Origin of the sequence: Lysinibacillus sp. Y5S-8, from assembly GCF_036894365.1 — a bacterium.
In the GTDB taxonomy this organism is placed as follows: domain Bacteria; phylum Bacillota; class Bacilli; order Bacillales_A; family Planococcaceae; genus Lysinibacillus; species Lysinibacillus fusiformis_D.
Map to the genome: position 1 here is coordinate 2,632,373 of NZ_CP145889.1, position 15,609 is coordinate 2,647,981.

Here is a 15,609-nt window from a genome sequence, read left to right on the forward strand (position 1 = left end):
GACGTACACTAGTATTTACTAAATTAACAGCATACTATTCCCTCATTTGTAAATTCCCTTCCTTATTAGATCCACCTATTAGGCTGACATCCACTTTATTTATTGAAAATTCATTATTATTAATATATAATTTTAAGATACACTGTATCTATAATAGAAACAATTAATATAACTTATTTTTAGGAGGAATTACCCTATGTTTCAAAATAGAAGAGAGAAACTAGTTTCCTATATGCAGCAACAGCAAATTGATGTGGCGATCCTTGTACCTGGGTCGAATATGTCTTATTTTACAGGTCTCCAGTTAAAGCAAAGTGAGCGCTTAACGTTAGCGGCTATCACGGCTAACAATCAATTATATTTTCTAGTACCACAAGTAGAACTAACAAAAGTTGATACGGAGTGTGCGAATGCTATCGTATCTTATTCAGATGAAGAGGGACCGACACAGTCCATCTGGCAATTAAAAAAAGAGCTGGGAGCGTCGCAAACACTTGGTGTGGAATTTGACACGATGCACGTAAAGGAACAAAAAGCAATCGAACACCTTACATATCACAATTTATGTGACATCGGTGAATCCATTCGTGAACTTCGTATGGAAAAAGAGCATCATGAAATAGCCTTGATGCGACAGGCTGTACAAATTGCAGAAGAAAGTCTTGAAGCAACATTGCCAACGATACGAGCTGGTGTTTCAGAAATGGAAGTCGCTGCACAATTAGAATATGAAATGAGACGACGTGGTTCAGAGGGAACACCTTTTGGAACCATTGTGGCATCAGGTTACCGAGGAGCGCTTCCCCACGGCAGAGCAAGCATGAAAAAAATAGAGACAGGCGAATTGATCGTCATAGACTTTGGGGCCATTTATAAGGGCTATGTGGCAGATATGACTAGAACGGTAGCATTAGGAGAGATTTCTCCAACTTTAAAAACGATTTACAGCATTGTTAAACAAGCCAATGAGACGGCAATAGAAGCGATCAAACCAGGCATGACAGCACATGACATTGATGCTATAGCAAGAGGCATTATTCACGCCGCAGGCTATGGTGACAATTTCACACACCGACTTGGCCATGGTATTGGTTTAAGTGCACATGAGGAACCTTATATCATGCAGCGTAATCAGCTAGTATTAAAACCTGGTATGGCATTTACAGTGGAGCCAGGTATCTACATTCAGGATGTCGGCGGTGTTCGTATCGAGGATAATTTAATTGTTACAGAAAATGGTTATAAGAATTTAATGACCTATTCGAAAGAATTAATCATTTTATAAGGCTGGTGCGCACAATGTTAAATATGATGAAAATACAAAAAGATATGCCGCTACTAGAGCACTATATTTATTTAAACACGGCTGCTGCTTCTGCCATGCCCCAGCCAGTAGTGGATGTAATGACTAGCTATCTTCAAAAACAAGCGAGTATTGGTCCCTACTTCCCCTCTTTTCGTCAAGAAACGTATGCACAGGTAGAGCGTATACGAGAGAAAAGCGCATTATTTATCGGCGCCAAAAAAGAAGAAATTGCCTTTGTGCCAAACGGTTCAATAGCTATTAATTATATAGCAGGGGGCTTGCAATGGGAACAAGGTGATGAGGTCATTGTGCTCGATACAGAAATGTTAAGTAACTATGTGCCTTGGCTTGCCCTTCAGCAACAAGGTGTTCAGTTAAAAGTTTTGAAAACTAATGCGGAGTATCTAGTAGATTTACAAGAGCTGGAACAACTTATCACGCCACACACAAGATTGATTGCCTTTGCCCATATGTCCAATGCTGCTGGTGCACTCCAGCCTGCCAAGGAAATTTGCCAGCTGGCACAACAACACCATGTATTAACATTAATTAATGCCAATCAAACTGTTGGTTTAACACCGATACATGTTGCAGAGCTTGGCTGTGACTTTTTAGTTGCCTGTGGCCGAAAATGGTTGCGCGGCCCTGAGGGTTCAGGTATTTTATATGTGCGCCAAGCGCTTATTCCAGCACTCACACCTATTATGATTGGCTGGGGTAGTACCCAGTGGGATTATCAAAACGATGAGTATTCTTTTTTAGTAACAGCGAAACGTTTTGAACCAGGCTGTCCAATCATCCCAAGTATTTTGGGATTGGGAGCAGCGATTGACTATGCCAACGCTATTGGTATTCACTCTATTTATGAAAGAGTACAACAATTAACGAACTATTTAGTGGAACAGCTCTCAACCATCCCAGGTATTGTGTTATATGGTCCGCAAAATAGTGCACATCGATTATCCATTACGCCGTTTAATATAGAAGGGATTTCTCCAGATGAGCTAACGAATGAATTAGCAGAACGTGGGGTCATTATTGAGGCTGGCACATTTATGGCCAATACCATTATGGAACGTAATCAGATTGGTCAAATGGCTCGTTTTTCCCCACATTATTTTAATACGTTTGAAGAGATAGACACGGCAGTATCGTTCATGAAGGAAATCAAAGCAAAGGCCCAAGTTAGATATTAACTATCTTGAGCCTTGTTTCAAGCTTATTCATGATACAGCTTAAAGCTATACTGATCGAAATAACGTTGAATATTCATCGCTCCATATTGAAGAATATTCACCATTTCAGGTAACTTTTCCTCTGTTGGTTTACGATAAATAGGTCCTGCAATCGTTAAAGAAGCAATTACTTCTTTTTTGCTGTTAAAAAGAGGTACACCAAGCCCAAAAACAGAATGAGCATATTCCCCTGTCGAGAAGCACCAGCCTTGTTGTTGAATTTTTTCTAAATCGGCTATCATTTCTTCGGGGTCTGTAATCGTTTCAGGGGTTAATCTTTTCATACCATGCTCCATAATCTCCTTCTTCCGATCCTCAGGTAGATAGGCCATGATGACTTTACAAGAAGCCCCGATATGTAGTGGTGTTCGTGTGCCCATTGACACCGAAAACTTAATTGTTTGAGAGCCTTCAGCTATTTCCACTGTGACGCCATCTTTTCCATCTAGCCATGTTAGAAATACCGACTCTTTAATGGTTTCTGCAAGATTTTTCATAATTGGCAAAACAAAATCAGAAAGATTTAATTTATCTTTCACCATCTGACCATACTCTAAAAAACGAAGCCCTAATTCATATTTTTTTGTCTCAGGATTTTGAATCAGAAATCCATGACTCTCGAATGTAACTAAAATTCGATAAATAATAGAATGACTAATATTCATCTCCTTTGCTAATTCACGCACACCCCATGTAGGATTTTCTTTATTAAAATATTTTAAAACCTCTAATGAGTTATCCAATGTTTTTAATGTCATTTCACACCTCGATTGTCTCTATAATAGAACCGTATCTTGATTATAAAATGAAGCTGGACAATTTTCAATAAATTCAACTATTTTACAATTAGATTTAAATAAAATATTGAGTTCGGGCATCCTATCTGTTTAGAGTGATTCTATTCGAGCAAAAGGTGCGCTCTATCCACTAGTTTTCCCGTTTTATCCTTCACATATTGAGTTCTATCCTTCACTTTGAGTATTCTATCCGTTCAAAGCCATTCTATCGAGCAAAAGGTGCGCTCTATCCACCAGTTTTCCCGTTTTATCCTTCACATATTGAGTTCTATCCTTCAGTTTGAGTATCCTATCCGTTCAAAGCCATAGACTTCTACCACCTATGACATTAATATAAATATCCAGCAAAAAAAATCAACTCACCTCTATAAAATTTCTTAGAGGTGGGTTGATAATTAGCTAGTCATTTTTCTGTTGAATTCCCTGTACTAATTTCTCTTGAATCAGCAAATATTGGGCAATTTCCTTGTCATCTAATACTTCAAAAAGCTGTACAAAGACCTCTTTCCCGATGGATTGAGCCTTCGCCAAAGCTACTTTCCCCTCTTCCGTAATTTGCAAGCGAATGGTGCGACGGTCAGATGGATCATAAAGTCTTTCCGCTAATCCAAGCTTAACCAATTTTTCTGCAATGCTTGTCATAGCACCTTTCGTATAGCCAATGGTTTCAGCTAATTCTGCTTGTTTTTGAGGGCCTTTAACATGTAGCTCGTTTAACACTAAAATCGGTGAAATTCCTAAAGGATATGGAAACGCTTTTGTAAAGCGTATAATATTGGCATTATTCACCTGTTCAATCATATGAATGAGTTTAAAAATATTTGTCTGTTTCAAAAAAATCCTCCTCGAACGCCGAGAACTAATGAAGCATTAGTGAACCTCCATCCACCATAATCGTTTGACCCGTGATGTATTGGGAATCGTCAGAAGCTAAGAAAACAGCTACTCGACCGATATCTTGCTCAATATCACCAAAACGACCAAGTGGAATTTTACTTCTAACCGCTTCATAATATTCTGGTTGTGCTTTTGCCCATGCCTGTACACCTGGTGAATCCGCAAGTGGACTAATGATATTGACATTTATACCAAAACGTCCCCATTCATTTGCGGCAACACGAGAAATACCGCGGATTGCTTCCTTAGCTGCGGCATAAGCTGCCTGTGTCTCATGGCCTTGAATACCTGCCCCAGATGCAAAGTTAATAATTTTGCCCTTCGTTTCTTTTAAATGTGGGAGTGCTGCTTGCATTAAATAGAAGGTTGGATAAAAACCTGTCCCAAACGATAAATCAAGGTCTGCTTGTGTTGTTTCTTCTATTGTAACTTGTTTCGCAGCATGAGCGTTATTAACTAGCACATCTAGTTTACCGTATTTTTCTACGACTGTATCAATAATTTTTGGTAATTGATCGCGTTCCATTAAATTTGCCTGCAAAAACATAGATTTGGGTGAGATTTCTTGCAATTCTTTTGCCATTACCTCACCCGCCTCTGCATTTAAATCAACAATTGTAACAACAGCCCCTTCCTTTGCCATTGCTTTTGCCATTCCACTACCGATACCGCCTGCTCCCCCAGTAATGATAACCACTTTGTCTTGTAGTTTACCCATCGCTAACACATCTCCTTTTCTTTCATTCTCAGGTAGTTTAACATTAAACTATTTAATTTTAAACTAAATTATTTTACCTTTATTAATCCGTCACTACTGTTGCTTTATAATCATTCAACTAGCTATTATTATTTATTAAACGAATAAAAAGAAAAGCCTATTTTGGAGAAAGGTTAATCCAGAATAAGCTTTTCAAAATTCAATTAACCCTGTCTGCATTACAGCGCCGACTATCCAATAAAATTTTTATTGTAAAACCATTTAAATGCTTTTTAAATTATCTATTTTCGATTAGATATTACGCCAAATGTAAGTATATCCTTGTAATGACAAAGAGGCTGGGACAAAACCCACCTCTAAATTAAAAAGCCTGTGAAATTTTACGATCAGTAAAATTTCACAGGCTTTCATTAATTTTTGAATAAAAATAAGGACCGCTTCTGATAAAATTAAGTCACCACAACAAAATTATACAGAAAGAAGGATCCTTATGTTTAAAAATTATAACATGAATCAATTAGTTTTGCCTTTAGATTTAGAAGTAACATTACAAAAAAGCGATATTGCCTTCCATGTCCACCATTTAGTTGAAAGTATCTCGCCTGAAGCGTTTGAACCATTCCTTCGAAATGAAGGCTGTCCCGCCTACCATCCACGCATGATGCTTAAAATTATCTTATGTGCTTATACACAATCTGTCTTCTCAGGGCGTAAAATTGAAGCCCTATTAAAAGATAGTCTTCGGATGATGTGGCTAGCTCAAGGGTATGAACCAAGCTACCGCACAATCAACCGTTTCCGTGTTCAACCAGAAATGAAAGAGTTGATCCGCCAATGTTTCGTCCAATTTCGTTGCCAGTTGGTTCAAGAAGAATTAATTGATCAGGAAGCTATTTTTATAGATGGAACAAAGATCGAAGCCAATGCGAACAAATTTACTTTCGTGTGGAAAAAATCCATCGAGAAATACCATAAAGGATTAATTGAAAAATCAAACCAGTTATACGATGAGCTACTCGAAAAAGAAATCATACCCGAAATTGAACGAGAAAATGTAGAAGAATTAGCAGTAGAAGAGCTCGCCCAGATGGTAGAAAAAGTAGACGAAGTGATTGCCGAGTATGATCAAAAAATAGAGGATTCATCGGATGTAGCTGAAAGAAAAGCTTTAAGAGTTGAACGGAAATTCCCAAAGCAAGCTCGCAAACAATTAATCGACTATATTGTACGTAAACTAAAATATCAAAAAGACTTTGAAATCTTTGGCATGCGAAATAGTTATTCCAAGACGGACTCAGATGCCACATTTATGCGAATGAAAGATGACTATATGAAAAATGGTCAATTGAAAGCAGGTTATAACATCCAAGTCGCAACAGAAGGTCAATATGTACTTGCCTACAGTATCTATTCGAATCCAACAGATACACGTACCTTAATCCCGTTTTTAGATGAAATCGAACAACATTATTTTGAGTTACCAAAACACATCGTCGCAGATGCTGGATATGGCTGCGAACAAAATTATGATGATATCCTTTCGAATCGTAAACGAGAAGCCTTAATTACATATAACTTGTATTTAAAAGAACAAAAGCAAAAGTATAAACAAAACGAATTCAATACAGCCTACTGGAATTATGATGAAGAAAATGATCAATACACTTGCCCGAACCAACAACAGCTCGTATTTAAATATCGTACCACGAAAACGGATCCATATGATTTCACGCGTGAGTTTAAGGTATACGAATGTGAAGACTGTTCCGGATGCCCATTCCGTTCATTATGTACAAAAGCAAAAGAGGGAAATAATCGTAAGTTACTAGTGAATGAGAAGTGGGAACAGCAAAAAGAATATGTAAGAACAAAGCTTTCAGAAGAAAAAACGAGTACCATTTATCGTCAACGCAAAATTGACGTGGAACCAGTTTTTGGATTCTTGAAGGCTAATTTGCGTTTCACTCGATTTTCTGTTCGAGGAAAATCGAGTGTAGGAAACGAAATGGGGCTCGCATTACTGGCCGTGAATTTAAGAAAATTCACAGCCAGTAGCTAAGGACTATCTAGAGACAACATAAAAAATAGAGAAATCCGAATTTGAATGAATTCAAATTCGGATTTCTCACTAATTGAAGCTAGTTTTGTCCCAGCCTCTTTCCATAGATTTTATTGTAAGGAATTCGCTTGCATTTGATACATTTTGTTATAAATACCGCCAAGTGCTAGCAGTTCATCGTGCGTGCCATTCTCTACAATTTGTCCTCGATCAAGTACAAGGATACGATCGGCATTTTTAATCGTAGACAGTCGATGGGCAATAATAAATGTTGTTCGTCCTTTTTTCAGGACATCCATTGCATGCTGAATAATTTCTTCCGTTTCCGTATCAATATTCGATGTCGCTTCATCTAAAATTAAAATCGCTGGATCGAAGGCAAGTGCCCGCGCAAACGAAATCAGCTGACGTTGCCCTGAAGATAACGTACTACCTTTCTCAATCACTGGCTCATCATAACCATTAGGTAAGTTCGATAAAACCCGTTCGCCTCCTACAGCATTTAAAGAAGCTTCTATTTTTTCGGATGATATATTAGGGTTGTTTAAGCCGACATTTGAAGCAATCGTACCTGTAAATAAGTAAGGATCCTGTAGCACTATTCCCATATGTTCACGCATCGTTTGACGAGGAACAGAGGTGATATCAATGCCATCAATGGTAATTTTGCCTTTTGATGGGTCATAGAAGCGGAATAACAAGTTCATAATGGAACTTTTCCCAGAGCCCGTATGACCAACTAAGGCAATCGTTTCACCTTGATGTGCCTCAAATGATAGGTTTTTCAGCACGTATTCATTGTCTTTATAAGCGAAGGAAACATCCTCGAAAACGACATTGCCTTTATATCGTGGGAGGCTTTTTTCAGAGACAGGCTCACCGTCTGTATCTAGCACCTCGAAAACACGTTTCCCAGCAATTAGAGAACGCTCAAGCTGAGAAAATTGGTTCACGATGTTCGTAATTGGATTAAATAGCTTTGTTAAATAATCGACAAACGCATACAAAGTACCCGCTGAAACCACTTGGGTTGCTGTAAATGATTGCGTACCAAAATAGAAAATAAAGACCGTAAACATAATTAGCCTTAACGTATTCACAAGGTTAAAGGATGTGGCTGAATCGAGCACTAATAGCTTACGTTCGTATGCATAATGCTCATTATTCATGTCATCAAATTCCTTCGTCATTTGCTGCTCACGACGGAATGCCTGAATAATGGTCATGCCTTGAATGGATTCATTAATCATGGCATTAATGTCAGCGATTTTTGTACGAATGACATCATTATACTTTGAGGCAAATTTTCGATACAAAATCATCCATACGTAAACAATAGGAATCATCGTTAAAGCTAGCATTGCCATTTTCCAGTTTAAAATAAAGAGTGCGATATATACACCAATGATGGAAATAAAGCTCGTAACAAAATTGGATAGCACCTGTACATATAAATTACGCACCGCTTCTGTATCATTTGTTACACGCGCAACAATTTTACCTGCTGGTAAATTATCGAAATACTGAATTGGTAAAGTTTGAATATGCTCAAAAACATCCTTACGTAATTTTTGAATGACGCGGTTTGCACCAATTTGTAAATAGATATACATAAAATAGCGTAATATAGCCGTTGCAATGGCTAACAGTAAATAAACGAGTAGTAGCCATGTAATCGGTTTGATTTCAATATGACCAATTGTCATGTAATTATCAATAATATGCTTGGCAATAAATGGCCCAACAAGCTCCGTAAATACGGCGATTGTAAGAAAGAATAAGCCTAGTAATATCGGCTTTTTAAAATGCATCGCATAGCGTGTTAAACGTTGACTCGTACTCATGAGGCACCTCCTTCTAGCTGCTGACGGTCAAATTGCTCTTTATACCATCCTTGTTGCGAAAGAAGTTCCTCATGTGTTCCCTGCTCTACGATTTGTCCATCATCCAACACGATGATAACATCCGCATGCTGAATACCAGATAGGCGATGCGTAGTAATAATCGTCGTTTTCCCATGACGTTCACGCTGAATATTTTCAATAATTCTTGCCTCTGTCTTGGCATCGACAGCCGAAAGCGAATCATCAAGCATTAAAATTTCAGGATCTTTAATCAGTGCACGAGCAATAGATACACGTTGTTTTTGACCGCCTGAAAGAGATACACCTTTTTCCCCAACAAGTGTTTCAAGGCCCATTGGTAAATTTTCCAAATCTTTTTCAAAGTATGCGGCACGAATCGCCTGCTGTAATTCAGCTTGTGTCGCATCTTCTTTCCCAAATAATATATTTTCACGAATAGTACGTGAGAATAGCACATGATCTTGCGGCACATAGCCTATCCAATCAAGAATCTGCTCCTTGGTTTGAGAGGTGATGTCGATACCGTCAATGGAAAGCTGCCCCTGTCCGATTGGATACTCTCGCAATAATTGGCGAAGGAAGGTTGTTTTTCCCGCACCCGTCTTGCCGACAATACCCAGCGTTTGACCTTTTTTCAGGGCAAGTGAAATTTGCTGTAAGTTTTTCACCTGACTCATTGGATATTGGAATGTTAAAGCATCAAAACCAATTGCATTAGGTGTCGCAATCATTTGTGGATTCGGAATATTTCGAACATCTGCATCATAGTTCAATGTTTCCTGCACACGATCCAGTGAGGCATTCCCTTGCTGCATAACATTGATGAGCTCTCCAATCGCAAATATTGGCCAAACCGCTAATCCTAAATACACATTAAATGTGACCAGTTGCCCAACCGTCATTGCCTCTATCGCCACTAAATGAGCCCCGTAACCGAGTGCTACAACATAGCTAATACCTGTTCCGACTTTCGTAATCGGGCCGAATAATGCATTAATTTTAGCTGTATGAATATTTTTGGCATACACAATCTCACTCATATCCGCAAAATTAGCCTCATCCTTTTTTTCCTGCACATAGGCGCGCACCACTCGAACTCCTGCAACAGATTCCAGTACACTATCGTTCAGCTCACCAAAAGCATCTTGAGCCTTCATATAGCGTTCATGAACAATTTTACCTAAATATTGTATGAGGATGGCCATAATAGGAACTGGTAACATCGCAAAAAATGTGAGCTTCCATGAAATCATATAGCCCATCGCAAAAATGATAAAGCCCATATAAATCGTTGAATCAATCAACGTCATAATACCAAAACCAGCTGTCATGGATACGGCATTTAAGTCATTTGTTGCTCGTGCCATTAAATCCCCTGTACGGTTTTTCTCATAAAACGTTGGAGTCATGCGTAAAAATTGCTGCATTAAATTTCGACGTAATATTTTCTCAAGGTTAATAGCTCCTTCAAATAGTCGGAATTGCCACACAAAATTTAATAGATAGCCCCCAATAATAATCCCAATAAAAATGAGTACATATTTTGTTAAAATAGCTTGTGTCATTTCTCCTGCAGTCAATAAATCGATAATGGAGCCTAATAAATATGGAGGAATGACCTCTAATCCACTGGCAATCATGAGTACCACAATGGCAACCGTATATTGCTTCCAGTATTTTTTAAAGAACCAGCCTAATTTACTTAACACATCAAACATACATTATAACCTTCTTTCTTCCGTGCTGTTGTGGATGACTACCCACTTTCTAGAAATTCCTTTTTGAAAATCATTCGTTGTACTGTGTTTCTCATATACATACACTCCCTTTTAGTATTCACTACAACCTTTTTGGCACGAAAAAAGACACATACCCTAAAAAGAGCATGTGTCTCTTATAAAAGGCAGGATTGAACCCATACCTTTTTATGCAATCTTAAATAAGCGTTAGGCATGGACAATGTATGTAACTGTAATTGAATTTGATACTGATAAAATTAACATTGTCATGCCCTCCCTTGGTTTATTTGTTATAGTGTTCTTGAAGATTATCACACTATAGAAATATTTGTCAACTATCACCCTGTTATTTTTTTATCATTTTCAGGAAATAGTTAGTGCTTTAAAGCGTTGAATTATTGAAAAGAACCAAAAAGAAAGCATAGGCATAAGTGGTTGATTGACTTTAACATTACAGTAAATGTTAGGTCGCTTATATTGACCAAAAGGATGAAATGAACAAAAAGGGTAAAGAGAACGAAGGCTCCTTCACAAGATTCAAGCACTCAAGACTCGTTTCTTTTACAAAGCTATTGGTCATAACAAAATGATTATTACACCAAATCATTTTATAGGAAGGCTAACAGAAGAAATATTTCTAAAATTTTCATCTCATGATACACTTTCAATATAGTCATTTTTAGTAAGGGGTCTTTACGTTGAAGACATTTTTAGCAGTTGGGATCGGCGGATTTTTTGGCGCAATCAGTCGATATGGTCTTAATCTGATTTGGCCGAGCACAAACGGTTTCCCTTATACAACACTTTGTATAAATATAGTTGGATGCTTTTGCTTAGCATGGCTTTTCACCACTTTTATAAAACGCACACCGATTGTAATAGGGCTCGGAACTGGCTTTTGTGGTGCTTTTACTACTTTTTCGACATTTTCCTTAGAGACACTGCTACTCCTTGAAAATAATGAGTGGCTACAGGCTGTACTTTATGTTGCCGTAAGTGTTTTAGGAGGACTAGCAGGTGCAAGGCTGGGGATACGACTTGCAAGGGGGCGCATGGTATGATTTTGGTCGGGATTGGGGGAATTTTTGGCGCTTTGTCAAGATTCTATTTAGGAAAATTACTTGCACATCCATATCCATGGGCAACTTTTATCATTAATTGTACAGGCTCCTTGGCACTTGGTTTTTTATTCGCCCTGCATGTCAGTGACTGGTTGTGGCAGTTGATAGGCATAGGCTTTTTAGGAGCCTACACGACATTCTCTACGTTTGGGTTTGAAACACTACAGCTTATAGAGCAACAAAAATGGAGACAAGCCATTAGCTATATTGCCAGTACCTTGCTAGTTGGAATTCTATTTGCTGCTATCGGTTATCTTGTTGTGTAAAGAGGTGATATGTATTGACACAGCCATCAAATGAGCAACTCCAAGAACTTGAAGCTGAAATAGAACAAACACTCTATTCACTTATTGAGCTAGAATTAGAAGAAAATTATGCCGCAATGAATACACAATTTGCCCATTTACTAGCAAAGATTCAGGCAGCACAGCTAATTGATTACAAGCTGGATGTCCTCGTAGAACCTCAAGCTTATACAACGGAAACTTGTATTCTGCTACAAAGCTTAATAGAAGCTAAGACGAGGACAAATAAAAGGCATAGATTATTAACACACCGTATGATTTTAAAAATATGGTTACGTAAAAATCAACGATTCATGAGGGAATTTTTACCTCAAATGTTTTAGGCGCCTCTTTTAAATGTATACGTTCTTTTCCAAATAAAGTTGTCTGTTGTAAAATATCTAAATTAATATAGACGTTTTTCCTTCTATCATCATGGGCAGTTTTGGTTGACGGGATATACCTCAAGACTCGCCCCACCGCATGCTGTTGCCCTTAACCTACTGAAAATAGGAAGTACCCTACTACTTTCAGCAGAAAAGGAAAAAGTTCGATTTGGAAAACGAATCGTTCTCCAATCGAACTTTTAAGGGCTTTAAGAACAACCTCTTTTTATGTTGAGGTTCTATAATTTAAAGGCGTTATTAACTACTATTTTTTTATAGCTTCATACGTAAATACCTCTGAACCATTTGTTGGATATTTATTATACTCATAATCCGCAGAAATCGTAACATCTTTAAATCCAATATCTTGTAAAATGGCTCGAAACTCTTCTACTCCATACCACTTTAATGGGAAAACTTCTAACTCAGTGTCAATTAGTTTAGTATTTTGCCATTTCTGATATTTATTGTGAGTAATCGTAAACTGATTAATGTAGTCCACATCTACCAATACTTCTTCCAACGTTATAGAGTCACCGTCTTGATTCTTTAATATTCTAGTTGAAACATAACCCTTCTCAAACGACTCGGGAAGAAAAGTATCTACTATTAAACGGCCTCCATCCTCTAGATGATCATAAAAACACTTTAAGGCTTTTAAAGAATCTTCTCTTTGATGCAATAATAGGAATGAGCCAGTCGGAATAATAATCGCCTCATATTTTTGTTCCAAAGAAAAATTGCACATATTTAATGAATATAGATTTGGTGAAAGCTCTCTTTCTGCACAATTTTTTTTGCATAATCGTAACATGTCATCAGAAAGGTCAAAACCTTCAATATTTAGCCCTTTATGCAATAAAGGTATTAAGATACGTCCATTACCAACAGCAGGCTCTAATATCTTTCCCTTAACTCCTTCTAACCTTTCTGAATAATACTCTACATCTCCAAATGTTTTACCAATATATTTATCTATATCATATAATTCTGTAGATAAACTACCATAAAAACTTACCATCTCTAGTCTCCTATCTAGCATTTATTTATTTTCTGTGCTTGTACTATTTTCTTTTGTTTTAAAAGATCTCTATTTTCTCTTTTATCCTTTAATGTCTCTGCCCCCTCTTCTTTATATCTTTCTCTTAATTTATATCGCGGAAGATTTGTAGGTACTAAGCTTTTCGAAGGTTCAGCCTCTAAAAGCTTTGAAACGCCTGTTGATTCGTATGATTTTAAATCATACACTTCAGAGAAATAACTATCGGCTGTATCTGATTCATAGTGCTTTATCTCTGGATAAGAAGAAATAACGCCTTCATAATTTCTTAAAACTACTTTCTCAGGACTGTGAGAAAGTATATAATTTGGCTGTAAAGCTATCTTCCCACCTCCGTTTGGTGCGTCTACTACGAATGTTGGTACAGCATAGCCAGAAGTATGTCCTCTTAAAGATTCAATTATTTCCAATCCTTTAGAAATAGGCGCTCTAAAATGGCTAATCCCCTCAGACAGATCACACTGATAAATATAGTATGGTCTAACCCGGATTTTAACTAAATCATGTACTAATTTTTTCATTATTGGCACGCTATCATTTATGCCTGTCAGAATAACAGATTGATTCCCAACTGGAACCCCCGCATTGACCAATTTCTCACATGCTTCTTTTGCTTCATCGGTTAATTCTATCGATGTATTGAAGTGTGTATTTAGCCATACAGGATGATATTTCTTTAAAATCGTACACAAATCATCCGTTATTCTTTGAGGAAATACTACTGGTGCTCTAGTACCAATTCGAATGATTTCAACATGCGGTATGTCTCTTAAACTGCTTAAAATATATTCGAGAATTTTGTCATTAATTAATAAGGCATCTCCGCCCGATAATAAAACATCTCTAACTTCTTCATTATTCCTAATATAATCAATAGCTCTATCAAGCTGCTTTTTAGGTACTGCCATCCCCACCTGTCCAGAAAACCTTCTTCTTGTACAATATCTACAATACATGGAGCATTGATTGGTTACCAAGAACAATACTCTATCAGGATACCTATGAGTTATACCTGGTACAGGAGAATCTTCATCTTCATCCAACGGATCTTCTAGATCATAGTGACTCTTCATAATTTCAGCAGATAATGGAACAGATTGCATGCGTATTGGACATCGTACATCATCTGGATTCATTAAAGATGCATAATAAGGAGTTATATTCAAAGGTATCGTTTGTAGAGAAATTTTCACTCCTTCTTCTTCTTCAGCAGTTAAGTTTACAACTTTCTTTAAATCATCTAACGTTTTAATAGTGTTCGTTAATTGCCAATGCCAGTCATCCCATTGCTCTTGGGTAATATCTTTCCAGAGTTCAATTTCCCTATAATGTCTTCTTTCACCTGGTTTAAGTTTAGTCTGCATGAATCACCTCTCCTTTGATGTTGGTATAAATAGTCATGAGTTCCTGTCTCAATTCTTTCGCAGGCTCCTCATTCTCACTTAAGTAAAAATGACCACCATTAAAATACTTACACTTATAGTCATTGAGCATCATTTTCTCCCACAGTTTCACTTCCTCATCAGGAACTGCTGAATCTTGTGCACCTAGCCAAAGTTCCATTGGATAGTTGACAAATGCTTTGTCATCGAATTTAAATGTATCAAGTAAATGAAAATCTCTGCCTGTAACATCAACGATTGAATTGAACAGCCTCGAGTCAGACTCAAGCTCATTTGGCACTCCACCTAGCCTTCTAATATCTGCTATGACACTTTCCCTCGTTCGCCTCGTAAAAGGAGCTTCAGGATGCGTCGCATTATTAGATACAGTTATGGGGGACCTAGCAGCTGAAATAATTAATTTTTTAATATATTGACTTTTATCATCCAGTAAACTTGATAAAGCATAGACAAATAGTCCACCTAAACTATGACCAAATAAAACGGCTGGGCGATCAATATAATGGAATACTGTTTTAAAAAGATATTCTTTTGCCTCACAGAATGTTGATAGAAACGGTAAATCATTAGTCATTCCTCTACCAGGTAATTCAAACAAACATACTTCTATATCTTCAGATAAATCTCTCACTAAAGGAACCATCGAAAGTGCCGAACCTCCAGCATGATGAAAGCATAGCAATTTTAATTTTGCATGTGGATTTGGGTTATATACTAGATATCCTTTTTCTTGTTTCAT

The 15,609-nt window shown here is 37.4% G+C and carries 14 protein-coding genes; 6 read left to right on the forward strand and 8 right to left on the reverse strand.

The window, feature by feature from the left end:
* Positions 1 to 196: 196 nt before the first annotated feature.
* Both V6670_RS12855 and V6670_RS12860 read left to right on the forward strand, forming a co-directional pair.
* Positions 197 to 1,285, forward strand: coding sequence for an aminopeptidase P family protein (locus V6670_RS12855; RefSeq protein ID WP_338651338.1), 1,089 nt, complete (start codon positions 197 to 199; stop codon positions 1,283 to 1,285).
* 14 nt (positions 1,286 to 1,299) lie between these two features.
* Positions 1,300 to 2,502 carry an aminotransferase class V-fold PLP-dependent enzyme gene (locus V6670_RS12860; protein WP_338651339.1) on the forward strand — a complete coding sequence of 401 codons (1,203 nt, stop codon included), beginning with the start codon at positions 1,300 to 1,302 and terminating at the stop codon, positions 2,500 to 2,502.
* A gap of 23 nt (positions 2,503 to 2,525) precedes the next feature.
* Here the strand turns inward: V6670_RS12860 and V6670_RS12865 are convergent, their stop codons facing one another.
* The 3 genes from V6670_RS12865 to V6670_RS12875 form a co-directional block, all read right to left on the reverse strand.
* Positions 2,526 to 3,299: an IclR family transcriptional regulator gene (locus V6670_RS12865; RefSeq protein WP_036129090.1), complete on the reverse strand. Its 774-nt coding sequence runs from the start codon at positions 3,297 to 3,299 to the stop codon at positions 2,526 to 2,528.
* A 438-nt stretch (positions 3,300 to 3,737) separates the two neighbouring features.
* Complete coding sequence (locus tag V6670_RS12870) at positions 3,738 to 4,172, reverse strand: MarR family transcriptional regulator (protein ID WP_036120548.1); 435 nt, start codon at positions 4,170 to 4,172, stop codon at positions 3,738 to 3,740.
* A gap of 25 nt (positions 4,173 to 4,197) precedes the next feature.
* The gene (locus V6670_RS12875; protein WP_141903750.1) at positions 4,198 to 4,953 is read right to left on the reverse strand and encodes an SDR family oxidoreductase; all 756 of its coding nucleotides are present in this window, start codon (positions 4,951 to 4,953) and stop codon (positions 4,198 to 4,200) included.
* Between the two features lie 490 nt (positions 4,954 to 5,443).
* Between V6670_RS12875 and V6670_RS12880 the strand changes: the two genes are divergently transcribed.
* Positions 5,444 to 7,012, forward strand: coding sequence for an IS1182 family transposase (locus V6670_RS12880; protein WP_338651340.1), 1,569 nt, complete (start codon positions 5,444 to 5,446; stop codon positions 7,010 to 7,012).
* Positions 7,013 to 7,122: 110 nt separating this feature from the next.
* Here the strand turns inward: V6670_RS12880 and V6670_RS12885 are convergent, their stop codons facing one another.
* A complete protein-coding gene (locus tag V6670_RS12885) occupies positions 7,123 to 8,856 on the reverse strand; it encodes an ABC transporter ATP-binding protein (protein ID WP_141903749.1) in 1,734 nt (577 codons plus the stop codon).
* A complete protein-coding gene (locus V6670_RS12890; protein ID WP_338651341.1) occupies positions 8,853 to 10,595 on the reverse strand; it encodes an ABC transporter ATP-binding protein in 1,743 nt (580 codons plus the stop codon). The genes V6670_RS12885 and V6670_RS12890 overlap by 4 nt, the downstream gene beginning before the upstream one ends.
* Positions 10,596 to 11,314: 719 nt before the next feature.
* Between V6670_RS12890 and crcB (V6670_RS12895) the strand changes: the two genes are divergently transcribed.
* Genes crcB (V6670_RS12895) through V6670_RS12905 form a run of 3 tightly spaced genes read left to right on the forward strand, consistent with a single transcriptional unit; the run spans position 11,315 to position 12,365 of the window.
* The gene (gene crcB / locus V6670_RS12895) at positions 11,315 to 11,677 is read left to right on the forward strand and encodes a fluoride efflux transporter CrcB (protein ID WP_338651342.1); all 363 of its coding nucleotides are present in this window, start codon (positions 11,315 to 11,317) and stop codon (positions 11,675 to 11,677) included.
* Positions 11,674 to 12,003 (forward strand): fluoride efflux transporter CrcB, encoded by a 330-nt coding sequence (gene crcB, locus V6670_RS12900; RefSeq protein WP_141903746.1) that lies wholly within the window; start codon positions 11,674 to 11,676, stop codon positions 12,001 to 12,003. The genes crcB (V6670_RS12895) and crcB (V6670_RS12900) overlap by 4 nt, the downstream gene beginning before the upstream one ends.
* Positions 12,004 to 12,017: 14 nt before the next feature.
* Positions 12,018 to 12,365 carry a hypothetical protein gene (locus V6670_RS12905; protein ID WP_141903745.1) on the forward strand — a complete coding sequence of 116 codons (348 nt, stop codon included), beginning with the start codon at positions 12,018 to 12,020 and terminating at the stop codon, positions 12,363 to 12,365.
* A 307-nt stretch (positions 12,366 to 12,672) separates the two neighbouring features.
* On the opposite strand, the gene V6670_RS12910 is transcribed toward V6670_RS12905, so the two are convergent.
* Genes V6670_RS12910 through V6670_RS12920 form a run of 3 tightly spaced genes read right to left on the reverse strand, consistent with a single transcriptional unit; the run spans position 12,673 to position 15,609 of the window.
* Positions 12,673 to 13,428: a class I SAM-dependent methyltransferase gene (locus tag V6670_RS12910; RefSeq protein WP_036120565.1), complete on the reverse strand. Its 756-nt coding sequence runs from the start codon at positions 13,426 to 13,428 to the stop codon at positions 12,673 to 12,675.
* A gap of 14 nt (positions 13,429 to 13,442) precedes the next feature.
* Positions 13,443 to 14,831: a lysine 2,3-aminomutase gene (gene ablA, locus V6670_RS12915; RefSeq protein ID WP_141903744.1), complete on the reverse strand. Its 1,389-nt coding sequence runs from the start codon at positions 14,829 to 14,831 to the stop codon at positions 13,443 to 13,445.
* On the reverse strand, positions 14,821 to 15,609 hold the full coding sequence (locus V6670_RS12920) for an alpha/beta fold hydrolase (protein WP_338654624.1): 789 nt from the start codon (positions 15,607 to 15,609) through the stop codon (positions 14,821 to 14,823). The genes ablA and V6670_RS12920 overlap by 11 nt, the downstream gene beginning before the upstream one ends.

Coding starts and splice junctions, on each gene's coding strand:
- V6670_RS12855 (WP_338651338.1), top strand. CDS start 197: ATGTTTCAAAATAGAAGAGAGAAACTAGTTTCCTATATGCAGCAACAG.
- V6670_RS12860 (WP_338651339.1), top strand. CDS start 1,300: ATGTTAAATATGATGAAAATACAAAAAGATATGCCGCTACTAGAGCAC.
- V6670_RS12865 (WP_036129090.1), bottom strand. CDS start 3,299: ATGACATTAAAAACATTGGATAACTCATTAGAGGTTTTAAAATATTTT.
- V6670_RS12875 (WP_141903750.1), bottom strand. CDS start 4,953: ATGGGTAAACTACAAGACAAAGTGGTTATCATTACTGGGGGAGCAGGC.
- V6670_RS12880 (WP_338651340.1), top strand. CDS start 5,444: ATGTTTAAAAATTATAACATGAATCAATTAGTTTTGCCTTTAGATTTA.
- V6670_RS12885 (WP_141903749.1), bottom strand. CDS start 8,856: ATGAGTACGAGTCAACGTTTAACACGCTATGCGATGCATTTTAAAAAG.
- V6670_RS12890 (WP_338651341.1), bottom strand. CDS start 10,595: ATGTTTGATGTGTTAAGTAAATTAGGCTGGTTCTTTAAAAAATACTGG.
- crcB (WP_141903746.1), top strand. CDS start 11,674: ATGATTTTGGTCGGGATTGGGGGAATTTTTGGCGCTTTGTCAAGATTC.
- V6670_RS12910 (WP_036120565.1), bottom strand. CDS start 13,428: ATGGTAAGTTTTTATGGTAGTTTATCTACAGAATTATATGATATAGAT.
- ablA (WP_141903744.1), bottom strand. CDS start 14,831: ATGCAGACTAAACTTAAACCAGGTGAAAGAAGACATTATAGGGAAATT.
- V6670_RS12920 (WP_338654624.1), bottom strand. CDS start 15,609: ATGAAACAAGAAAAAGGATATCTAGTATATAACCCAAATCCACATGCA.